The sequence below is a fragment of the Mesorhizobium sp. C372A genome (assembly GCF_030323245.1).
Classification (GTDB): Bacteria; Pseudomonadota; Alphaproteobacteria; order Rhizobiales; family Rhizobiaceae; genus Mesorhizobium.
Map to the genome: position 1 here is coordinate 4,379,600 of NZ_CP100475.1, position 21,372 is coordinate 4,400,971.

The 21,372-nt window shown below is 62.3% G+C and carries 17 protein-coding genes and 1 pseudogene; 13 read left to right on the forward strand and 5 right to left on the reverse strand.

Annotation, left to right across the window (positions count from 1 at the left end):
- The first annotated feature begins 19 nt into the window (after window positions 1-19).
- The 10 genes and pseudogenes from NLY42_RS20910 (at window position 20) to NLY42_RS20955 (ending at window position 10,958) form a co-directional block, all read left to right on the forward strand.
- Window positions 20-1,030, forward strand: a complete 1,011-nt coding sequence (locus NLY42_RS20910) for a DNA-directed RNA polymerase subunit alpha (protein ID WP_023682599.1) — start codon at window positions 20-22, stop codon at window positions 1,028-1,030.
- A gap of 105 nt (window positions 1,031-1,135) precedes the next feature.
- The gene (gene rplQ / locus NLY42_RS20915; RefSeq protein WP_023682598.1) at window positions 1,136-1,567 is read left to right on the forward strand and encodes a 50S ribosomal protein L17; all 432 of its coding nucleotides are present in this window, start codon (window positions 1,136-1,138) and stop codon (window positions 1,565-1,567) included.
- 197 nt (window positions 1,568-1,764) lie between these two features.
- On the forward strand, window positions 1,765-3,258 hold the full coding sequence (locus NLY42_RS20920; RefSeq protein WP_023672765.1) for a DegQ family serine endoprotease: 1,494 nt from the start codon (window positions 1,765-1,767) through the stop codon (window positions 3,256-3,258).
- 47 nt (window positions 3,259-3,305) lie between these two features.
- Window positions 3,306-4,616 (forward strand): replication-associated recombination protein A, encoded by a 1,311-nt coding sequence (locus NLY42_RS20925; RefSeq protein ID WP_023682595.1) that lies wholly within the window; start codon window positions 3,306-3,308, stop codon window positions 4,614-4,616.
- 182 nt (window positions 4,617-4,798) lie between these two features.
- Entirely contained in the window at window positions 4,799-5,629 is an 831-nt protein-coding gene (locus NLY42_RS20930; protein WP_023698807.1) for an aspartyl/asparaginyl beta-hydroxylase domain-containing protein, read from the forward strand.
- Between the two features lie 53 nt (window positions 5,630-5,682).
- The gene (crcB, locus tag NLY42_RS20935; RefSeq protein ID WP_023672768.1) at window positions 5,683-6,057 is read left to right on the forward strand and encodes a fluoride efflux transporter CrcB; all 375 of its coding nucleotides are present in this window, start codon (window positions 5,683-5,685) and stop codon (window positions 6,055-6,057) included.
- 133 nt (window positions 6,058-6,190) lie between these two features.
- Window positions 6,191-7,171 carry an RluA family pseudouridine synthase gene (locus NLY42_RS20940; protein ID WP_023755196.1) on the forward strand — a complete coding sequence of 327 codons (981 nt, stop codon included), beginning with the start codon at window positions 6,191-6,193 and terminating at the stop codon, window positions 7,169-7,171.
- 62 nt (window positions 7,172-7,233) lie between these two features.
- A pseudogene (locus NLY42_RS20945) lies at window positions 7,234-8,091 on the forward strand (DMT family transporter).
- An 11-nt stretch (window positions 8,092-8,102) separates the two neighbouring features.
- A complete protein-coding gene (locus NLY42_RS20950; protein ID WP_023755197.1) occupies window positions 8,103-8,894 on the forward strand; it encodes an ATP12 family chaperone protein in 792 nt (263 codons plus the stop codon).
- 177 nt (window positions 8,895-9,071) lie between these two features.
- On the forward strand, window positions 9,072-10,958 hold the full coding sequence (locus NLY42_RS20955) for an MFS transporter (RefSeq protein WP_023755198.1): 1,887 nt from the start codon (window positions 9,072-9,074) through the stop codon (window positions 10,956-10,958).
- Between the two features lie 94 nt (window positions 10,959-11,052).
- On the opposite strand, the gene NLY42_RS20960 is transcribed toward NLY42_RS20955, so the two are convergent.
- Complete coding sequence (locus tag NLY42_RS20960; RefSeq protein ID WP_023682589.1) at window positions 11,053-11,250, reverse strand: DUF2735 domain-containing protein; 198 nt, start codon at window positions 11,248-11,250, stop codon at window positions 11,053-11,055.
- A gap of 316 nt (window positions 11,251-11,566) precedes the next feature.
- On the opposite strand from NLY42_RS20960, the gene NLY42_RS20965 reads away from it, so the two are divergent.
- On the forward strand, window positions 11,567-12,607 hold the full coding sequence (locus NLY42_RS20965) for a glutamine synthetase beta-grasp domain-containing protein (protein WP_023755199.1): 1,041 nt from the start codon (window positions 11,567-11,569) through the stop codon (window positions 12,605-12,607).
- Between the two features lie 136 nt (window positions 12,608-12,743).
- On the opposite strand, the gene glnA is transcribed toward NLY42_RS20965, so the two are convergent.
- Together glnA and NLY42_RS20975 are read right to left on the reverse strand one after the other, a co-directional pair.
- Window positions 12,744-14,153, reverse strand: a complete 1,410-nt coding sequence (glnA, locus tag NLY42_RS20970) for a type I glutamate--ammonia ligase (RefSeq protein ID WP_023672775.1) — start codon at window positions 14,151-14,153, stop codon at window positions 12,744-12,746.
- Between the two features lie 58 nt (window positions 14,154-14,211).
- Window positions 14,212-14,550, reverse strand: a complete 339-nt coding sequence (locus NLY42_RS20975) for a P-II family nitrogen regulator (protein ID WP_006205430.1) — start codon at window positions 14,548-14,550, stop codon at window positions 14,212-14,214.
- Window positions 14,551-14,934: 384 nt separating this feature from the next.
- Between NLY42_RS20975 and NLY42_RS20980 the strand changes: the two genes are divergently transcribed.
- Together NLY42_RS20980 and NLY42_RS20985 are read left to right on the forward strand one after the other, a co-directional pair.
- Entirely contained in the window at window positions 14,935-16,488 is a 1,554-nt protein-coding gene (locus NLY42_RS20980) for a bifunctional ADP-dependent NAD(P)H-hydrate dehydratase/NAD(P)H-hydrate epimerase (RefSeq protein ID WP_023755200.1), read from the forward strand.
- The gene (locus NLY42_RS20985; protein ID WP_023755201.1) at window positions 16,485-18,485 is read left to right on the forward strand and encodes a hypothetical protein; all 2,001 of its coding nucleotides are present in this window, start codon (window positions 16,485-16,487) and stop codon (window positions 18,483-18,485) included. Before NLY42_RS20980 ends, NLY42_RS20985 begins: the two co-directional genes overlap by 4 nt.
- 25 nt (window positions 18,486-18,510) lie before the next feature.
- On the opposite strand, the gene NLY42_RS20990 is transcribed toward NLY42_RS20985, so the two are convergent.
- Together NLY42_RS20990 and NLY42_RS20995 are read right to left on the reverse strand one after the other, a co-directional pair.
- Entirely contained in the window at window positions 18,511-19,581 is a 1,071-nt protein-coding gene (locus tag NLY42_RS20990; protein WP_023755202.1) for a M48 family metallopeptidase, read from the reverse strand.
- 6 nt (window positions 19,582-19,587) lie between these two features.
- Window positions 19,588-21,120, reverse strand: a complete 1,533-nt coding sequence (locus tag NLY42_RS20995; RefSeq protein WP_023698796.1) for an acyl-CoA carboxylase subunit beta — start codon at window positions 21,118-21,120, stop codon at window positions 19,588-19,590.
- Between the last annotated feature and the right edge of the window lie 252 nt (window positions 21,121-21,372).

Genomic DNA, 21,372 nt, shown 5'->3' on the forward strand with positions numbered 1-21,372 from the left:
TCAACGGAAGGAAAGCATCATGATCCAGAAAAATTGGCAGGAACTGATCAAGCCGAACAAGATCGAGTTCTCGTCGAAGAAGAAGACGCTGACCACGCTGGTCGCCGAGCCGCTCGAGCGTGGCTTCGGCCTGACGCTCGGCAACGCGCTGCGCCGCGTGCTTTTGTCTTCGCTGCGCGGTGCGGCTGTCACCGCCGTGCAGATCGACGGCGTTCTGCATGAATTCTCGTCGATTGCCGGCGTGCGTGAGGACGTGACCGACATCGTCCTCAACATCAAGGAAATCGCCATCCGCATGGAAGGCGATGGTCCCAAGCGCATGGTCGTTCGCAAGCAGGGCCCGGGTGCGGTTCTGGCTGGCGACATCCAGACGGTTGGCGACGTCGAGATCCTCAACCCCGACCACGTCATCTGCACGCTGGACGAGGGCGCTGAAATCCGCATGGAATTCACCGTCGACACCGGCAAGGGTTACGTGCCGGCCGACCGCAACCGCGCCGAAGACGCGCCGATCGGCCTGATCCCGGTCGACAGCCTGTATTCGCCGGTCAAGAAGGTCTCCTACAAGGTCGAGAACACCCGCGAGGGCCAGGTTCTCGACTATGACAAGCTGACCATGACTATCGAGACCGACGGTTCGATCTCGGGGGAGGACGCGGTGGCTTTCGCTGCCCGCATCCTGCAGGACCAGCTTGGCCTGTTCGTCAATTTCGACGAGCCGCAGAAGGAAGTCGCCACCGAGGCCGTCACCGAGCTCGCCTTCAACCCGGCGCTGCTCAAGAAGGTGGACGAACTCGAGCTTTCGGTGCGTTCGGCCAACTGCCTGAAGAACGACAACATCGTCTATATCGGCGATCTTATCCAGAAAACCGAAGCCGAGATGCTGCGCACCCCGAACTTCGGCCGCAAGTCGCTGAACGAGATCAAGGAAGTGCTCGCGGCGATGGGCCTGCACCTCGGCATGGAAGTGCCGGACTGGCCGCCGGAAAACATCGAAGACCTCGCCAAGCGTTACGAAGACCAATATTGAGCATGAATTTCCAAGGATCGGCGGCGTGGGCCGCTCGATCCGACGGTCATGCGGAAAACCATCAGAGGCCACGGCCTCTTGAACAACTGAAGAAGGAAAAGAGCCATGCGCCACGGTTTTAAAGGCCGCCGCTTCGCCCGAAGCATTAGCCATCGCAAGTCGATGTTCGCCAACCTCGCCGTGTCGCTGCTCGAACACGAACAGATCGTCACCACCCTGCCGAAGGCGAAGGATTTGCGTCCGATCGTCGAGAAGCTGGTGACGCTCGGCAAGCGCGGCGACCTGCATGCGCGCCGCCAGGTCATTGCCCAGATCGGCAATGAAGGCGTCGTCAAGCGTCTGTTCGACACCATCGCGCCGCGCTACGCCACCCGCAATGGCGGCTATCTGCGCATCATGAAGGCCGGCTTCCGCCACGGCGACAATGCCGCCATGGCAGTCATCGAGTTCGTCGATCGCGACACCTCGGCCAAGGGCGCCGGCGACCGCGCCCGCATCGAGGCCGAAGGCACCGACGAGGAAGCCGCTGCCGCATAAGGCTCGGTTTTTCAGGAATGACTTCAAGGGGCCTTCGGGCCCCTTTTTTGCATTGTCGCGAGGGCATGCTTCGCCAGGCTTTTTTGCCTGCCGGCCAAGTGCTTTTGCACGACAATCGCCGCATTTCAGTGCATTAGCCTTTCATTCTGCACAATCGTCGGGACAATGCCCCCGAACTTGCCTTGGAGGATTCGCGAATGCGCGCCAACCGACTGTCTCTTGTTCTGCTCTTCGCCATGATGGCGTTCGCAGCCGCGCCGACAGTCAGGCAGGCTCTGGCCGAGGACGCCGCCAAGCCAGCCGATCCGGGGCTCTCCGATGTGCTGACCGACCTCCTGCATGGCGTCGAAGGCGAGAACGGCACCTCCGGTCCCGACAAGCGCGTGCCGTTCGGCCGCGAAGAGGTACAGCTGTCGTTTGCGCCCCTGGTCAAGCAGACGGCGCCGGCGGTGGTCAATGTCTATGCTTCGCAGACGGCCAAGGTCACGTCGCCCTTCGACGGCGATCCTTTCTTCGAGGAATTCTTCGGCCGCGCGCAGCCGCGCGCGCAATCCTCGCTCGGCTCGGGCGTGCTGGTCGATCCAAGCGGCGTCGTCGTCACCAATTTCCACGTGATCAAGGATGCCGACGAGGTCAAGGTCGCGACCGCCGACGGGCGCGAATTCACCTCGAAGGTCATGCTCAAGGACGAGACGCTTGACCTCGCCGTGCTCAAGATCAACTCCGACAAGCCCTTTCCGGTGATCGCCATCGGCGATTCCGACGCGCTCGAGGTCGGCGACCTGGTGCTGGCCATCGGCAATCCGTTCGGCGTCGGCCAGACCACCACCAGCGGCATCGTGTCGGCGCTTGCCCGCAGCCATATCGGCGTTTCGGATTCGGGCTACTTCATCCAGACCGACGCCGCCATCAATCCCGGCAATTCCGGCGGCGCGCTGATCAACATGGGCGGCCAGCTGGTCGGCATCAACACCGCCATCTACAGCCGCAGCGGCGGCTCGATCGGCATCGGCTTTGCCATCCCGGCCAACATGGTGCGCGCCTTCGCCGACGCGGCCAAGGCCGGGCTCGATTTCTTCGAGCGGCCTTATATAGGCGCCGAGTTCGAAGCGGTCACACCGCAGATCGCCGAATCGCTCGGCATGGAGAAGCCGACCGGCGCGCTGGTGTCGTCGGTTGAGGAAGCCGGACCGGCGGCCAAGGCAGGGCTGAAGCCCGGCGATGTCGTGCTGCAGCTCAATGGCACGACGGTCGAAGGCATCGAGGCGCTGGATTACCGCATGGCGACCCTGTCGATCGGCACCAAGGCGACCTTCGCCATCCTGAGCAAGGGCCAGCAGGCGACGATGGAGATTGCACTGGAGCGCGCGCCGGAAGGAGCCAAGGCTTCGGAAGTGACGCTGCATGGCCGCAGCCCGTTCTCCGGCGCCAAGGTCGCGGAACTGTCGCCCAGGCTCGCCCAGCGGCTCGGCCTGCGCACCGACCTCAAGGGGGTCACCGTGGTCGACATCAACCGCGATTCGCCGGCCGCCGATTTCGGCTTCCAGCCGGGCGACATCGTGCGCGAGGTGAACGGCACGACGGTCGATACGGCGGCGACACTGGCGCAGCTTGCCCAGCAGGATACACGCTGGTGGCGCTTTACCGTCGAGCGCGGCGGGCAGATACTGCGCCAGGTGTTGCGTTACTGAGGCGATCTTCCCATTTCTGAGGATCGTGCTCCAACCAGAAGACCTAGATGGCCGATCTGTTCAGCGTCGATGAACCGGAAAGAGCGCCGCCCGGCCGGCCTTTGGCCGATCGGCTGCGTCCGAAAAACCTCGGCGAGGTTGTCGGCCAGGAGCATTTGACCGGGCCGGACGGCGCGCTGACGCGGTTGATCAACTCCGGTTCGCTCGGCTCGATGATTTTCTGGGGGCCACCCGGCACCGGCAAGACCACGGTGGCGCGGCTGCTGGCCGGCGAGACCAGCCTTGCCTTCGAGCAGATCTCAGCGGTGTTTTCCGGCGTTGCCGATTTGAAGAAAGTGTTCGAGGCGGCAAAGCTGCGTCGCACCAATGGCCGCCAGACGCTGCTGTTCGTCGACGAGATCCATCGCTTCAACCGCGCCCAGCAGGATTCGTTTCTCCCGGTCATGGAGGACGGCACGGTGGTGCTGGTCGGCGCCACGACCGAAAATCCGTCCTTCGAGCTGAACGCCGCGCTTCTGTCGCGCGCGCGGGTGCTGGTGTTTCACTCGCTGGGCGAGGACAGCATCGCCAAACTGATGACGCGGGCGGAGGAGACGGAGGGCAGGGCGCTGCCGCTCGACGACGAGGCGCGGGCGATGCTCATCCGCATGAGCGATGGCGACGGCCGGGCCTCGCTGACGCTGGCTGAGGAAGTCTGGCGCGCCGCCAAACCCGGCGAGGTTTTTGATCCCGAAGGGTTGCAGCGCATCGTGCAGCGCCGCGCGCCGATTTACGACAAGGGCCAGGACGGCCACTACAATCTGATCTCGGCGCTGCACAAATCGGTGCGCGGGTCCGATCCCGACGCGGCGCTCTACTATCTCGCCCGCATGTTCGACGCCGGCGAGGATCCGCTCTATCTCGGCCGCCGGCTGGTGCGCATGGCGATGGAGGATATCGGGCTGGCCGACCCGCAGGCGCTGGTTATCGCCAACGCCGCCAAGGACGCCTACGACTATCTCGGCTCGCCCGAAGGCGAACTGGCCTTCGCCGAGGCCACCGTCTATCTCGCCACCGCGCCCAAATCCAACGCCGTCTATACCGCCTTCAAGGCAGCCACGCGGGCGGCGAAGGAGTTCGGTTCGCTGCTGCCGCCCAAGCACATCCTCAACGCGCCGACCAAGCTGATGAAAGAGGAGGATTACGGCGCCGGCTACCGCTACGATCACGACCAGCCCGATGCCTTTTCCGGCCAGGACTATTTCCCCGAAAAGATGGGCCGGCAGACCTTTTACGATCCGCCCGAACGCGGCTTCGAGCGCGATATCAAGAAACGGCTGGACTATTGGGCAAAGCTGCGCAGCGAGCGGGAAAAATAGGTGCGCGGGACAAACGGGACGAACTCGGCTGCCTGCGATGAACTGAAATTCTGTCCTCGCCAGTCACAGCAGTGTGATTGTACCGCATGACAAAAAGCCCTATCACGTCGCATGACTCGGCCGGGAGGCTGCCAGGACGGGCGATAATTCGGAACGGGGACAGCGCGCCGCGCGAACAGAAAATGACAAAATCCCTTCGCAAAACGCTTCGCCAGGCTGTGATTGCTGTCCCGCTGCTCGCGCTCGGCTTCTATTTCATTCCGATCCTGACCACGATCTGGATCGTCTGCGGCCTGATCGATGTGCTGCGCAACGCCAACAAGGATCTGTCGCTGTTGCGCGGCTATTTCCTCGGCAATGGCATCTTCACCTGGCTGCTGTCGCCCTTCAATCTGCTGGTGGACCTCGTTTGCTACAGGAACCCGGGCGTGTGGAAGCTGGAGCAGTTTCCCGCCGATTATCAGCGCGAGGTCAACGAGGTTCTTGACGTCTTCAAGGCGCGCAAGGACGAGATCATCGCCGATATCGACGCCAATTTCGGCACCGGTCGTCGCGGCATGTATGTCTATCAGTGGTACGGCAAGCACCGGATCGACAATGTCGCGGAATTCAACAAGGATTTCAAATACATCAAGACCATTGCCGTGTCTGTCTTCAGAGGCAAGGAATCGACTTCCTGGCATTTTGGACCGCTGCGGCTCAGCCTGCGCATCCTCTACAATCTCTTGCCGGTGAAGGCAGAGGTTTTCGTCGAATGCAACGGCGCCAGGAATTACTGGCACGACAACCCGCTCTATATTTTCGACGACACGCTGCTGCACCGCTCGGTCAACGAGTATGATGGGCGCCGCTACTGCGTGTTCATGGACATCATCCGCCCGTCGCCGTTCCCCGGTTTCATCGCCGGACTTCTGGCCATCGTTTCGGTCACCGTCGAGCGCATCAATTCCATGTTCTACAAGAACTGGAAGATGATCGGCTCGAGCAAGGCAAAGAAGGTCGAGACGACCTGAGGCGTTGGCCTGAAGGGATTGACCGCACTGCCTTGGCCGGGCAGTAAACGGGCATGTTCAATCTGCTTCTTGTTGTGGTCGGCGGCGGCATCGGCGCCGGCATCCGCCACCTGACCAACATCGGCACCTTGCGCCTCGTCGGCCCCAACTATCCCTGGGGGACGATGGCGATCAACATCGTCGGCTCATTTGCCATGGGGTTGTTCATCGCCGCGCTGATGCGGCGCGGCGGTTCCAATGAGCTCCGGCTGTTCGTCGCCACCGGCATCCTTGGCGGCTTCACCACCTTCTCCGCCTTTTCGCTCGATTTCGCGACCCTATGGGAGCGCGGAGCGACGCTGCCGGCGTTGGGATATGCGCTGGCCAGCGTCGTTGGCGCCATTATCGCCCTGTTTCTGGGACTTTGGCTCGCAAGAACCGTTTCATAGTGTTATTGCCCCGCCTGGAGCACGGCGCATCCTCCTGGACGCGCTGCAGAAACTTTGATCTTGCGCATGATCCTTTCCGAAAGCCGGAGTAGATTTTCGGGGTCACACGTTAGAAACGGATAAAGCGAAAATCATGGCAGGCGTAGAACAGATCACGGTGGAGGCCGGCGAGGCGGGCATGCGGCTCGATCGCTGGTTCAAGACCCATTTCCCCGGCCTCGGCTTTGGCCATCTGCAGAAGTTGCTGCGCTCGGGCCAGATCCGCGTCGATGGCAGCCGGGTCAAGGCCGACAGCCGTGTCGAGCCCGGCCAGGTGGTGCGTGTGCCGCCGCTCGAGGTCGACAAGAAGGGCGAGAGTGCGCTTACGGGTTACTCGATCCGCAACCAGGGCGACGCCGATGTGCTGGCCAAGATGCTGATCCACGAAGATCCAAAAGTCTTCGTCTTCAACAAGCCGGCGGGCCTGGCGGTGCAAGGCGGCTCGGGCGTCACCCGCAATGTCGACGACATGCTGGAGGCCTGGCGCAGCCAGAAGGGCGAGAAGCCGCGCCTGGTGCACCGGCTCGACCGCGACACGTCGGGCGTGCTGGTGGTTGCCCGCACCAGGCTTGCGGCGATGAAGCTTTCCGAGTCATTCCGGGCGCGTGAGACCAAGAAGACCTATTGGGCGCTGGTCAAGGGTGTCCCGCCCAAGCGTGAGGACAAGATCTCGACCTGGTTGATCAAGGAGCCCACCGAGGACGGCGACCGCGTGCGCGTGGCAGCCCATGGCGAAAAGGGCTCCGACCACGCCGTGTCCTACTACCGCATCATCGAGCAGGCGGCTCAGACGATGACCTGGCTGGAAATGGAGCCGTACACTGGCCGCACCCACCAGCTGCGCGTTCATGCCGCCTATATCGGCTGCCCGATCCTTGGCGACCCCAAATATTTCGAGGCCGACACCAACTGGGACTTTCCGGGCGGCATTCAGAACCGCCTGCATCTGCATGCGCGCCGCATCGTCATTCCGCACCCGGACAAGGGCGTCATCGACGTCACCGCGCCGATGCCGCCGCATATGCGCCAGAGCTGGAACCTGATCGGCTTCGACGACGCCAGCGCGGAGGACTGACATTGGCCGTTGCCTCGGCATTGGATCGCCGCGATGCGGTCGATCTGGCGGCTGCCTCCATCATGGTCGGGCTGACCTTTTCCTGGGGATTGAACTACGTCGCTGCCAAGATCTCCTATGCCGGCTTCGATCCGGTTTTCGTCTCGATCGCACGCTCGATCATCGGCGGGCTCTGTGTGCTCGGCTGGTGCTGGCTGCGCGGCATCAGGCTGTTTAAGGCCGACGGGTCGCTTGTCGCCGGCATCATTGTCGGCGTGCTGTTCGGCGTCGAGTTCCTGTGCCTCTATATCGGGCTGGAATACACGACCGTTGCCCGCAACACACTGCTGGTCAACACCATGCCGTTCTGGGTCCTGATCGGCGGCCATTTCCTGCTCGGTGAGCGTATCAACGCGCGCAAGCTTGGCGGGCTCGTGCTTGCCTTCTGTGGCCTTGTGGCGGTGTTTTCCGACGGGATTGCCGGCGGCACCGACGTGACCTTGATGGGCGATCTGCTCAGCCTCGGCTCGGGCATCCTGTGGGCGGCGACCAGCATCGTCATCAAGCGTTCGAAACTGGTCGAGACCAGTGCCGAGAAATTGCTGCTTTATCAGCTGGCCGGTGCGGCCATTGTCGGTGTCCTGGTTCTGCCTTTCGCCGGCCCGCCGATCCGCGCGGTCAGTGCCTTGCCGACATTGGCGCTGCTGTTCCAGTCGCTCTATATAGTTGCCTTCACCTATGTGCTGTGATTCTGGCTGCTCAGGCGCTATCCGGCATCGGGCCTGTCGAGCTTCGCCTTCCTGTCGCCGGTGTTCGGCGTCCTCTGCGGCGCTATCATTCTTGGCGAGGCGCCAACGACCAGGATCTTTGTGGCGCTTGGGCTGATCGCAGTCGGCCTGATCATCGTCAACCGGCCGGCGCGCAAGCAGGTACCTGGATAGAAAGTTCGACCATGCGTGACATCCTCAACGACCTCGAAGCGGGAAAGCATCTGTCCGATCCGGATCCGGTCCGCCGCGCCCAGATCCAGATGAAGACGCACCTGCCGAAGCGCTTCTACAAGGACGTGTCGGTCGCAGCTGTGGAGGACGGTTTTGCCGTCCATCTCGACGGCAAGCCGGTGCGCACGCCGGGCAAGGCGCTGCTGGCGCTGCCGACCGAAAAGGCCGCCGCCCTGGTCGCCAATGAGTTCGCTGCACAGGGCGAGACCATCGACCCGGTCACGATGCCGGTGCTGCGTCTGGTCAACACCGCCATCGACGGCGTCGCCAGCGACCCGCAGGCGGTGCTGGAGGACGTCTTGCGCTTCGCCTCGTCCGATCTGACCTGCTACCGCGCCGACGCGCCACAGAGGCTGGTCGAGCGGCAGAACCAGCATTGGGATCCGGTGATCGACTGGGCGAGAGCGACATTAGGGGCTCGGTTCAATCTCGCCGAGGGCATCATCCATGTCGAGCAGCCGCGCGAGAGCATCGCAGTGCTCGGCGCTCATCTTGCCCAGCGTGCCGAGCCGCTGCGGCTGGCCGCAATCCATGTCATGACTTCGCTGACCGGGTCGGCGCTGCTGGCGCTGGCGGTCGATTACGGCGCGCTCGATGGCGACGCGGCTTGGGCCGCCGGCCATGTCGACGAGGACTGGCAGATCGAGCATTGGGGCCAGGATGCCGAGGCTGTCGCACGCCGCTCGGCCCGCAAACGCGACATGATGGCGGCCGTCGGCCTGCTCGATGCGCTGAAGACCTGATCCTCGGCCTTTGCCGCACTGCACCTAATACCAAAGTCATAAATCCAAGGTCTGTCTGCCTCCAGCGGTCGCTTTCTGTCATTTTTTACGCTGATGGCTGGTTCGAGTCGCGTTCAGAGGGAACGCCGACGATGACGCCCAGCGTCGAAGGCAGACGATTCACGGGAGGACAGTTCAATGGCATTGGCATCGACCGCCGGCGGAGCCAGCCGCGGCATGACACGAGAGGAGAAGAAGGTCATCTTCGCCTCCTCGCTGGGCGCGGTTTTCGAATGGTATGATTTCTATCTCTACGGAGCGTTGGCCGGCGCGATCGGCTTGACCTTCTTCAACTCGTTTCCCGAAAGCACCCGCTACATCTTCACGCTGCTGGTCTTCGCCGCCGGCTTCATCGTGCGCCCGTTCGGCGCGCTGGTGTTCGGCCGCATCGGCGATCTCGTCGGCCGCAAATACACATTCCTTGTCACCATCATGATCATGGGTCTGTCGACTTTCCTTGTCGGCCTGCTTCCGGGTTCAGAGACACTGGGCATTCTGGCGCCGATCCTGTTGATCGCGCTGCGCATGCTGCAGGGCCTGGCGCTTGGCGGCGAGTACGGCGGCGCCGCGACCTATGTCGCGGAACATGCGCCGGACGACCGTCGCGGCTTCTACACCTCATGGATCCAGACGACGGCGACGCTCGGCCTTTTCCTGTCGCTGATTGTCATCCTGCTGGTGCAGAATTCCGTAAGCAAGGACGCCTTCAACGCCTGGGGATGGCGCATTCCGTTCCTGGTCTCGGCTATCCTGCTCGGCATTTCGGTCTGGATCCGGCTGTCGCTTTCGGAATCGCCGACCTTCCTGCGCATGAAGGAAGAGGGCAAGAGTTCCAAGGCGCCGCTGTCGGAAGCCTTCGGCCAGTGGAAAAACGCCAAGATCGCCATCCTGGCGCTGTTCGGCCTCACCGCCGGTCAGGCCGTGGTATGGTACAATGGCCAGTTCTATGCACTGTTCTTCCTGGCCAATGTGCTCAAGGTGGACGCGCAGTCGGTCAACATCATGATCGCCATTGCGCTGGCACTCGGCACGGGCTTCTTCGTCTTCTTCGGCTGGCTGTCCGACAAGGTCGGCCGCAAGCCGATCATCATGGCCGGCCTTGCGCTGGCGGTCGTCACCACCTTCCCGCTGTTCAAGGCGTTGACCTGGGCCGCCAATCCGGCGCTCGCCACAGCACAGCAGAACACGCGCGCCACAGTGACGGCGGCTCCGGGAGACTGCAACTTCCAGTTCAATCCGACCGGCACGCGCGTACCGGTCAGTTCGTGCGATATCGCGACCGATTTCCTTGCCAAGAACTCGGTGCCTTACGACATCGTCTCGACGGCGGCGGCGGGGACCCCGGCGAGTGTCATGATCGGCAGCGAAACCGTGGCGTCTTATGATGCCAAGGCCGCGGGCGACAAGAAGGCTGCCAGCGACGCTGCCTTCAAGAAGGGTATCAACCTCGCGCTTCAGGGTGGCGGTTATCCGCTGAAGCGTGCTGCCGCCAAGGTTGCCGACCAGAAGCTCGACGCCTTTGTCGCGGCCAATCCTGAACTGAAGCTCGATGCGGCAGCCATACGCGCCGGCGAAAAGACCGCGGTCCCGACCGAACAGGCCATCAAGGACAAGGTGCTGACCAAGGATGAGGCCGCGGGCGCCACCGAGGTGACCGTGTACAGCGTTCCGGCAGCGGGCGCGTTCGCGATGTTTGCCGACCCCGCACAGGTCAACTGGGCAAAGGTCATCGGCATCCTGTTCATCCTGGTCCTCTACGTGACCATGGTCTACGGGCCGATCGCGGCGATCCTGGTTGAGATGTTCCCGACACGCATCCGCTACAGCGGCATGTCACTGCCCTATCACATCGGCAATGGCTGGTTCGGCGGCCTGCTGCCCGCGATCGTGTTCGCGTTCAGCGCCTACAAGGGCGATATCTATTACGGCCTTTGGTATCCGGTGGTGATCGCGGCGGTGACGCTGATCATCGGCATGATCTTCGTCAGGGATACGCTCGGCACCGACCTGCATACCAAGCAGTAGCCGACGGCTCTGTATCAAGCAAAAAACCCGGCGCGAGCGATCGCGCCGGGTTTTTGATTTGTGGGCCTGTTCGATCTATCAGCGCGGAAGACGCCTAGCTCTTGCGAGGCTGTTCGGCCTCCGCAATGGCGGCCTCATGATACCAGGCCTCGCCATGGGCAAGCGGGTGATCGCGCAGCGAAGCAAGCTCTGCCGCAAACTTGGCCTTTACGCCTAAATTTGAGGCACCCGCACGCGCTGCCACCGGGAACATCAGGATTTTGGCCGACGGACGGGCTGAGGTGATTTCCATGGTCGGTCTCCTTTCTTCTGGAGAGGCTCTTCGATTCATCTTTCCATCAAGGTAGGTCCTGCAATCCTTTTAGGCAAGATGCCTAAAGAAAGATCGGCATTTGCCTGTTATTTAAGCAAATTCTGCCTTTGATTGATCCGGGCGCATTGCTTAGGCGGCTTGCCATCACCGGCGGGATGAAAGGGCATTTTTGCCGCACCCTGACCAACTGAAGTGGCACACGATTTGCATTTTATCGACCGGCAGCTGGGCTGCTGGATGGCTCGGCGCGCCGGCGTCATCCAGGTTCGGTGATCAAGCAACGAGAGGCTCTAGAATGACGAAATACAAGCTCGAGTATATCTGGCTCGATGGTTACACGCCGGTCCCCAATCTTCGCGGCAAGACCCAGATCAAGGAGTTCGCCGAGTTCCCGACGCTCGAGCAGCTGCCGCTGTGGGGCTTCGACGGTTCTTCGACGCAGCAGGCCGAAGGCCACAGCTCCGACTGCGTGCTGAAGCCGGTCGCCGTATTCCCGGACCCGGCCCGCAGCAATGGCGTGCTGGTGATGTGCGAAGTGATGATGCCAGATGGCGTGACGCCGCATGTGTCCAACAAGCGCGCCACCATCCTCGACGACGAGGGCGCCTGGTTCGGCTTCGAGCAGGAGTATTTCTTCTACAAGGACGGCCGTCCGCTCGGCTTCCCCGAGAGCGGCTATCCGGCGCCGCAGGGCCCGTACTACACCGGCGTCGGCTATTCGAATGTCGGCCCGATCGCGCGCCAGATCGTCGAGGAGCATCTCGACCTCTGCCTCGCAGCAGGCATCAACCATGAAGGCATCAACGCCGAAGTGGCCAAGGGCCAGTGGGAATTCCAGATTTTCGGCAAGGGCTCCAAGAAGGCCGCCGACCAGATGTGGATGGCCCGCTATCTCTTGCAGCGCCTGACCGAAAAGTACGAGATCGACATCGAGTATCACTGCAAGCCGCTCGGCGACACCGACTGGAACGGCTCGGGCATGCACGCCAACTTCTCGACCGCCTATATGCGCGAAGTCGGCGGCAAGGCCTATTTCGAAGCGCTGATGGCTCAATTCGACAAGAACCTGATGGACCACATCGCCGTCTACGGCCCGGACAATGACAAGCGCCTGACCGGCAAGCATGAGACCGCTCCGTGGAACCGCTTCAGCTACGGCATCGCCGACCGAGGCGCCTCGATCCGCGTGCCGCATTCCTTCGTCAACAATGACTACAGGGGCTACCTGGAAGACCGCCGCCCGAATTCGCAAGGCGACCCCTACCAGATCGCTTCGCAGATCCTGAAGACCATCGCGGAGGTTTCGACCAGCGCCCAGGTTTCGGCGGCCGCCTAAGCATCTATAGCGGCGCAGGCTTCGTAAGCCTGCGCCGTAGCCTCCTGCTACCACGTCTACAGTCTGCTATTGGTCAAACAAAAACCCCGGCGTCTGAACTGACGCCGGGGTTTTTCCTTGTCGCTGAGGTTATCGTTCAGACCGAATAGTACATGTCGTATTCGACCGGATGCGGGGTCATTTCGAAGCGCATCACTTCGGCCATCTTGAGCTCGATGTAAGAGTCGATCTGGTCGTCGTCGAAGACGCCGCCGGCTTTCAGGAAGCCGCGGTCCTTGTCCAAGCTTTGCAGCGCTTCGCGCAGCGAACCGCAGACGGTCGGGATCTTCTTCAGTTCCTTCGGCGGCAGGTCGTAGAGATCCTTGTCCATCGGCTGTCCCGGGTGGATCTTGTTCTTGATGCCGTCGAGGCCGGCCATGAGCATGGCGGCGAAAGCGAGGTAGGGGTTCGCGCCCGGATCGGGGAAGCGGACCTCGACGCGCTTGGCTTTCGGGGACGAGCCGAACGGAATGCGGCAGGAGGCCGAACGGTTGCGCGCGGAGTAGGCGAGCAGCACCGGGGCTTCATAGCCAGGCACAAGGCGCTTGTAGGAGTTGGTCAGCGGGTTGGTGAAGGCGTTGATCGCCTTGGCGTGCTTGATGATGCCGCCGATGTAGAACAGGCACGACTCCGACAGGCCGGCATATTCATTGCCGGCGAAGGTCGGCTTGCCGTTCTTCCAGATCGACTGGTGGACGTGCATGCCCGAGCCGTTGTCGCCGAAAATCGGCTTCGGCATGAAGGTGGCCGTCTTGCCATAGGCGTTGGCGACCTGGTGCACGACATATTTGTAGATCAGCATCTTGTCGGCGTTGCGGACCAGCGTGTCGAACTTGATGCCGAGCTCGTGCTGGGCAGCGGCAACCTCGTGATGGTGCTTTTCGACGCGCACGCCCATTTCGGCCAGCACGGTCAGCATTTCGGAGCGCATGTCCTGCGCGCTGTCGATCGGCGGCACAGGGAAGTAGCCGCCCTTGACGCGCGGGCGGTGGCCGAGATTGCCGGTCTCGTAGTCGGTGTCGTCGTTGGACGGCAGTTCGGTCGAGTCCAGCTTGAACCCGGTGTTGTAGGGATCGGCCTTGTACTTGACGTCGTCGAAGACGAAGAACTCGGCTTCGGGGCCGACATAGATGGTGTCGCCGATGCCTTCGGCCTTCATGTAGGCCTCGGCCTTCTTAGCGGTGCCGCGCGGGTCGCGGTTGTAGGATTCGCCGGAGACTGGATCGAGAATGTCGCACAGGATGACCATGGTCGACTGGGCGAAGAACGGATCCATGTGGACGGTGTCCGCATCGGGCATCAGCACCATGTCGGACTCGTTGATCGCCTTCCAGCCGGCGATCGAGGAGCCGTCGAACATGACGCCGTCGGCGAACATGTCTTCCTCGACCTCGATGACATCCATCGTCACGTGCTGCAGCTTGCCCTTCGGATCGGTGAAGCGCAGGTCGACGAATTTCACGTCGTTGTCCTTGATCTGCTTCATGATGTCTTTGGCTGTCGTCATGTCGTTTCTTCCCTGTGTGATGACGTTTCGAGGAGACGTTAATCTGAAATCAGAAAGCTCAGACGGCGTCCATCCCCGTTTCGCCGGTGCGGATGCGAACGACCTCCTCGATGTTGGAGACGAAGATCTTGCCGTCGCCGATGCGGCCGGTCTGCGCCGCCTTGCGGATGGCTTCGATGGCGCCTTCGACGGCGTCGTCGCCCAGCACGACTTCGATCTTCACCTTGGGCAGGAAGTCGACGACATATTCGGCGCCGCGATAGAGTTCGGTATGGCCTTTCTGGCGGCCAAAGCCCTTAGCCTCGGTCACGGTAATGCCTTGCAGACCGGCCTCCTGAAGCGCTTCCTTCACTTCGTCTAGCTTGAACGGCTTGATGATCGCTTCGATCTTTTTCATGTAAAAAGTGGCCTCCACTGCCAAAAAAACGGGTTGTGCGCCCCGCTTGCGCCTCCATCAAGCACGAACTGTGCCAATTTCAGCCCACGCGAAGCGGTTTCGCGCAATTCCAATGCCGCGCCGCGCCGGGATGCACATTCGCGTCATCCTCTGCTTCGGCTGCGGCAAAGCTGCCCGAAGCCTACACATTGCCGCTTCGGGCGTCTGCACGATAATTAGGCAGATTGCGCATTTTGCAGGCCCGCGCGGATCCGTGGCACCAGTCTGCGAAAGGATTGGCCGCACGCCAACGCAGCACCTGGCCGTTTGCTTCGAATCCGAAACTGGACAATGCTCGATAGGGACAAAGGGGTCGGCCTTGAACGAAATGCGGATCGGCAATCCATGAGCAATGAAGTCCTGTCGCCGGCCGAGATGGGCGAGGCCGACCGGCTGGCGATCGCGGCCGGTCCGCTCGACGGCTATGGCCTGATGCAGCGCGCCGGCGAAGCGGTCGCTGCTGTGGTCCTGGCACGCTATCCCGCAGCAAGCCGCGTGCACGTGCTGTGCGGCCCCGGCAATAATGGTGGCGACGGCTATGTTGTAGCGCGGTTGCTGGCCGAGGCTGGTGTGAATGTGGCGCTCTGGGCCGAAGGCAAGCAGAAGCCCGGGAGTGATGCGGCGCGAGCTTCCGAGGCCTGCAATCTGCCGGTCGAGCACATCGGACACTGCTACCCGGAACCGGGTGAAGTCGTCGTGGACGCGCTCTATGGTGCGGGATTGTCGAAGAAGATATCCCTGCATGCGTCTGCCGTCTCAGGATTGGCCGCGGCGGAGCGCGTGCCTGTGGTGTCAATCGATCTGCCTTCTGGTGTGTCGGGCGAGACCGGCTTGAGCAACGCTTATTTCAAGGCCGACGTGACGGTGACGTTCGTGCGGAAAAAGCCCGGCCATCTGCTGATGCCGGGGCGCAGCCTCTGCGGCGAGATCATCGTCGCCGATATCGGCATTCCGGATGCGATCGTCGATGAGTTCAAGATCAAGACGTTCGAGAACACGCCTGACTTCTGGCTATACAGTTTTCCGAAAACGGCGGTCGATACACATAAGTATAAGCGCGGCCACGTCAGCGTCTTTTCCGGCGGGCCGAGCGCGACAGGTGCGGCGCGGCTGTCGGCGATGGCTGCAGCCAGAGCCGGGGCAGGGGCGGTGACCGTGCTCTCGCCTGAAAATGCCATACAGGTAAACGCCGCGCATCTGACATCGATCATGCTGCGCGAGGCCGGTTCGATGGAGGAAGTGCAGGAATTTTTGTCGGCGAGGCACCCCGAAGTACTTGTGTTCGGACCAGGGCTCGGGCCGAAACCCAAGGTGGGGGATTTCGCGTTGCAATTGATCGCGACGGTCGCTGACCTAAACCGCATGTCGACGAGTTCATTCGGAATTCAGCGCCCTGCCATTGTCTTGGATGCTGACGCCATCACGTCATTGGCGCATCAGCCTCAGGCCCTGTTCGACGCCGCGCTGCTCCCGTTGGCGCCGGTATTGGTGCTGACGCCGCATGAGGGCGAATTCGCCAGACTTTTTCCCGACATCGCGAAGGACAAGAAGCAGTCGAAACTCGCCAAGGCGCGCGCAGCCGCTGAACGAGCCAACGCCATCATGGTCTACAAGGGCGCCGACACCGTCATCGCGGCGCCGGACGGCCGCGCGGTGATCAACGCCAATGGTGCACCATGGCTCGCCACCGCCGGTTCCGGCGACGTGCTGGCGGGCATTGTCGCCGCGCTGCTGGCGCAGGGCATGCAGGCATTCGAGGCCGCCTGCGCAGCGGTCTGGATACACGCCGAGGCCGGCAGCCGCTTTGGACCGGGTCTGATCGCCGAGGATCTCCCGCTGGCACTGGTGCCGGTGCTGCGTGAACTGGTCGATGCACGGCAGAAGGTGGCGATCAGATGAAGCATTTCGCGTTCGTCGTTGCGGCCATCATCGCGCTGTTCGCGTCACATGGCGTGCGTGCTCAAGAGCCCGTGACCATCGTCGACGATCCGGCGGTGCTCGCCGCCCTCGATGTCAAGGGTTTTGGCTTCGCCCGCATTTTCGCCGTCGACGGCCCGGACGATCTGAAGACGCTCTACAGTGAGGCGCCGGCCTATCGTGCCGTTGTCGACATGGTTGCGGCCGATATTGCCACGCTGCGGGCCGAGATAAAGGCCGGCGGGCGCACGCTCTACGAGGTGACCGACGGCAATGTCGGCCGCATCATGGATATGCGCTGGCTGAAGACCGAGGCCGCGCGCTTCCGCCTGGTCGGCGTCGTCAACCGGCTGGACCGGCGTGACTTCACCGCGCTGCAAGGTGACAAGAGCTGTGGCGAGGTGCGCTTTGTCTATCGCCTGGCCTACAGTTTCCGCAAGAACGGCAAGGTTCTGGCATCGCGGCTGCCATTCAATTTCAACGCCGTCTACAGCGTGGCGCCGGATGCCGATGGCGGCTGCGTCGGCGTTGCCGGGCGCTGGACACCGCAGATCGACGAAAACGTTGATGCCGGCTGGCTGGCCGGCGGGCCGCTGGCACCGGAGGAACTGAACTTCAAACAGCTTGAGCTCAATGCGCAGGTGGTGCGTTTTCCCTCGGGACAGGAGACCGAATTCGGCGGGCAGGCGGCCTATCTGATGCGGATCTTCGGCATCGATGGCGCTGCCATCAGCGAGAAGCCGCTGGAGAATACGCCTGACGTTGCGCAGCTCTCGGACAATGCTGCACTCAAGAAAAGGCTCGCCGACTACGTCATCGCCGATGTCGCGGCGGTCGATCTCGGCGTCTACGAAATCCCCGACGAATTCCTGGCGAAGAAAATCATTTCGTGGTCGACCTTCGGCAGCGCGAGACAGGCCAACCATCCGTTCACGCCGCTGTTCCAGCCAGCGGATTTCGCCGGCCTGGACTATGCGGCGCTAAAGCTGGTGCGGACACCGGAGGCGCTGGTCGAGCGGCTGGACAATGGCGCCTGCCAGGGCTGCCACCAGGCGGGCTCGACGGCCGGCTTTCACTTCATCGGCCTCGACGACAAAACGACGTCGCCGCTCAACCGCATCGAAGTCGGCATCTCGCCGCATCTCCATGCCGAGATTGCGCGACGTGAGGCCTGGCTGCGCGCGACCGAAGAAGGCAAGGAGCCGAACCGCTACCGGCCGCTGTCCTTTGCGCCGCCGGCGACATGGACCGATGCCGGCGATGTCGACTACGCCCCGGCCGAGATGGCGATGACGTGCCTGATGCCGGATGATGCAAGACGCTTCGGCGCGACTTGGCAATGCGGTAGCGGCACCGTCTGCACGCCGCTGGCGACGGCCTCAGGCGTGCGCACCACGCTGGCGCAATGTCTGTTGCCCAAGGACAGTCCAAAGATGTTTTCGGGCCATCCCTGCCTGACCGGGTCGATCGCCAGCAACCCGTCTCAGCCGTTCAACGACCGCTACAAGATCACCGGCCAGTTCGCTGCTTTTGCGCCGACCTTTTCGCGGACCGCCTACACCTGCCGGCCACCGAAAATCGGCGTACCGGCAGGCATCGCTTATCGCGGCTGCGACGACAAGGACCGCAGCTTCGCCGCCTTCAAGACGGGCAAGCCGATGCCATCGGAAATTTGCGGCATGGTCGGCGGCAAGAAATTCGACACCTGCGTCGCCACCAACAATTTCGACCAGTGCCTCGGCGGCGCGGTCAACCGCGGCAACCGTCCCGCCTGTTCGGCCGATCATTTCTGCCGCGAGGATTATATGTGCCAGTCGCTGCCGCCCGACACGCCGGGCGCCGCCAAGGTGAAAGGCATCGGCTACTGCTCGCCGACCTATTTCATCTTCCAGATGCGCATCGACAACCACGCGACGCCTTGGGCGAGCGCGACCAGCGCCCCCAGGGATGCGGGGTTCGGGGCGGCAGAAGAGGAGTGAGCCTGGGAGTTGGGCGACCACCAGTTCAGCGCTGCAGATGGTCTTCCATCCGCGCAGTCCATTTGGTGTCGAATTCCGCAATATGCCGCTGTGCTACGCTCGAGTTCAGCAGCGTCGAGAGCGCGGTCACGGCGATCGGGTCCAGGTCGGGCGGCTCCGTGTAGCCAAGCGCCGCCAGCCGTTGAGCCAATGATGGATGGGTGGACTTTGCGTCATCCGGGCTTGCCCACGCCTTGCGGGCGCAAACATCGAGGCAAATGGGTTCTCGCAGCTGGCTGGCAGCTTCCAGCATGCGCTCGAGCGGCGGTCGCGGCGGACGCAAAGCACCTCGCAATTCATGCTGCAAAGGGTCATAGACCGTCTCCGTGAAATGCACGTCTGCCGTGGCAAGAAGCAACAGCGCGCGTGCGGCGTGCTCGGCGTCGCCGGAGGATGCCGCGTGTCGATCTGCCTTGATCTCCGCTTCGCGCGAAAGCCGGATTTCTTCCCGCTCGAACGATTGCGACAGCCAGCCGATAGCGGCGTGGAGCAGGCTGCCTGTGATCGTGGTTCCGGGCGGGGCATACTCGAAGACAAATCCGAAACCGTTTTCGAACTCAGCGAGATTGAGGCTGCCATTGGTATCCTTGTTGCGCACATGCGCGTCCTCATGGGCAAGGATCGCGGCAAGCGCTCTTTCATCGGTCACTGCGAGGAGAGGGATGCCAATGGTTAGAAACAGCCGATTGCCGAGAAGGCCGAGAAGCGTGCGCTCTTCGCGCACGCTGGCGTTCAGGTTGCCCTCTAGTATGACAACCGTGCGCGCAGCACGGTGCGGTCCGGCGACGCTCCGCCACAGCGCCCACAGGCCGGGCGCTTCTGCTTCACTGACGCCTTTGATCTTGCTGCGTCGGAAGCCCGCAAACAATGTGCCGAACAGAAATGCCAAGGCCGTGGTGGCGATCGGCATGACGACGAAGCCGCTGGCGATAAACCAGATTGGATGGTTGTCGAGCAGGGACATCCAGACGCAGAAGATGATGAGAGCGGGAACAACGAAAAACAGGACCGTGAACCTGCCAAACCGCCGACCGGCGCTGATGATCAGTCGCGACATTGGATGTTACAACGGGATGTTGTCGTGCTTCTTCCAAGGGTTCTGCATGTCCTTGTTGCGCAGCATGCGCAGTGCCCGGGCAATGCGGCGGCGGGTCGAATGCGGCATGATCACCTCGTCGACATAGCCGCGTTCAGCGGCGACGAAGGGCGACAGGAAACGGTCCTCGTAAGCCTTTGTGTGAGCTGCGATCTTTTCGGCGTCGCCGATATCCTTGCGGTAGATGACCTCGACCGCGCCTCTCGCCCCCATCACCGCGATCTGCGCCGTCGGCCAGGCATAGTTCATATCGCCGCGCAGATGTTTTGAGGCCATCACGTCATAGGCGCCGCCATAGGCTTTGCGGGTGATGACCGTGATTTTCGGCACGGTCGCCTCGGCGTAGGCAAACAGGAGTTTCGCGCCATGCTTGATCAGGCCGCCATATTCCTGCGCGGTGCCGGGCAGGAAGCCGGGGACGTCGACGAAGGTGACGATGGGAATGGAAAAACAGTCGCAGAAGCGCACGAAGCGCGCCGCCTTGCGGCTTGCGTCGGAATCGAGCACGCCGGCCAGCACCATCGGCTGGTTGGCGACGAAGCCGACGGTGCGGCCTTCGACGCGGCCGAAACCGGTGACGATGTTCTTGGCAAAGTTCTGCTGGATCTCGAAGAAATCGCCTTCATCGGCAACTTTGAGGATCAGCTCCTTGATGTCGTAAGGCTTGTTGGCGTTGTCTGGGATCAGCCGGTCGAGCGACAGATCATGGTCGGTGACCGACTGGTAGCACTCGATCTCAGGAAGCTCCGACGTATTTGACGCGGGCAAAAGGTCTACCAGCCGGCGCATCTGCAACAGCGCCTCGACGTCATTGTCGTAGGCGCCGTCGGCAATCGACGATTTGGTCGTGTGGACGGACGCGCCGCCAAGGCTCTCGGCCGTCACCGTCTCGTTGGTGACCGTTTTGACCACATCCGGCCCGGTGACGAACATGTAAGAGGTGTCGCGCACCATGAAGATGAAGTCGGTCATCGCAGGCGAATAGACGTCGCCGCCGGCGCACGGGCCCATGATCACGGAAATCTGAGGAATGACGCCGGATGCGAGCACGTTGCGCTGAAAGATCTCGGCATAGCCGCCTAGCGCCGCCACGCCTTCCTGGATGCGGGCGCCGCCGGCGTCGTAGATGCCGATGATCGGCGCGCGGTTGCGCAGCGCCATCTCCTGCACCTTGATGACCTTTTCGGCGTGAGCCTCCGACAGCGAGCCGCCGAAGACGGTAAAATCCTTGGCGAAGAGATAGACCGGACGGCCATTGACGGTGCCCCAGCCGGTGACGACACCATCGCCGGCGATCTTGGTTTTCTCCATGCCGAAGTCGGTCGAGCGATGCTCGACATACATGTCGAACTCCTCGAACGAGCCTTCGTCGAGAAAGACATCGATGCGCTCGCGCGCGGTGAGCTTGCCCTTCTTGTGCTGGGCGTCGATGCGGGCCTGGCCGCCGCCCATGCGGGCGATCTCGCGGCGGCGCTCAAGTTCCTTCAGCACGTCCTTCATCGCTCGGTCCCCAGAAATGGCAGCTGCCTTTGTGGTAATGATGGCTGCAGGCGTGTGCAAGCGCCGCTTTCGGCCTCGATTATTGCGCTGCAACATGTGGCCCCTTGCATTCCGGAGCGAACTCAGCCATATGCAGCCCATAGGCGCTTGGGCCGGAGATTCCGGCCTTCTCGACAAATGAGACTGGTTGCGTCTGTTTTCCCTCTTTCCGGTATATCGGCCTCTCTTTCCGATACATCACGAAGTGGCGAA

Coding starts and splice junctions, on each gene's coding strand:
- NLY42_RS20910 (WP_023682599.1), top strand. CDS start 20: ATGATCCAGAAAAATTGGCAGGAACTGATCAAGCCGAACAAGATCGAG.
- rplQ (WP_023682598.1), top strand. CDS start 1,136: ATGCGCCACGGTTTTAAAGGCCGCCGCTTCGCCCGAAGCATTAGCCAT.
- NLY42_RS20920 (WP_023672765.1), top strand. CDS start 1,765: ATGCGCGCCAACCGACTGTCTCTTGTTCTGCTCTTCGCCATGATGGCG.
- NLY42_RS20925 (WP_023682595.1), top strand. CDS start 3,306: ATGGCCGATCTGTTCAGCGTCGATGAACCGGAAAGAGCGCCGCCCGGC.
- NLY42_RS20930 (WP_023698807.1), top strand. CDS start 4,799: ATGACAAAATCCCTTCGCAAAACGCTTCGCCAGGCTGTGATTGCTGTC.
- crcB (WP_023672768.1), top strand. CDS start 5,683: ATGTTCAATCTGCTTCTTGTTGTGGTCGGCGGCGGCATCGGCGCCGGC.
- NLY42_RS20940 (WP_023755196.1), top strand. CDS start 6,191: ATGGCAGGCGTAGAACAGATCACGGTGGAGGCCGGCGAGGCGGGCATG.
- NLY42_RS20950 (WP_023755197.1), top strand. CDS start 8,103: ATGCGTGACATCCTCAACGACCTCGAAGCGGGAAAGCATCTGTCCGAT.
- NLY42_RS20955 (WP_023755198.1), top strand. CDS start 9,072: ATGGCATTGGCATCGACCGCCGGCGGAGCCAGCCGCGGCATGACACGA.
- NLY42_RS20960 (WP_023682589.1), bottom strand. CDS start 11,250: ATGGAAATCACCTCAGCCCGTCCGTCGGCCAAAATCCTGATGTTCCCG.
- NLY42_RS20965 (WP_023755199.1), top strand. CDS start 11,567: ATGACGAAATACAAGCTCGAGTATATCTGGCTCGATGGTTACACGCCG.
- glnA (WP_023672775.1), bottom strand. CDS start 14,153: ATGACGACAGCCAAAGACATCATGAAGCAGATCAAGGACAACGACGTG.
- NLY42_RS20975 (WP_006205430.1), bottom strand. CDS start 14,550: ATGAAAAAGATCGAAGCGATCATCAAGCCGTTCAAGCTAGACGAAGTG.
- NLY42_RS20980 (WP_023755200.1), top strand. CDS start 14,935: ATGAGCAATGAAGTCCTGTCGCCGGCCGAGATGGGCGAGGCCGACCGG.
- NLY42_RS20985 (WP_023755201.1), top strand. CDS start 16,485: ATGAAGCATTTCGCGTTCGTCGTTGCGGCCATCATCGCGCTGTTCGCG.
- NLY42_RS20990 (WP_023755202.1), bottom strand. CDS start 19,581: ATGTCGCGACTGATCATCAGCGCCGGTCGGCGGTTTGGCAGGTTCACG.
- NLY42_RS20995 (WP_023698796.1), bottom strand. CDS start 21,120: ATGAAGGACGTGCTGAAGGAACTTGAGCGCCGCCGCGAGATCGCCCGC.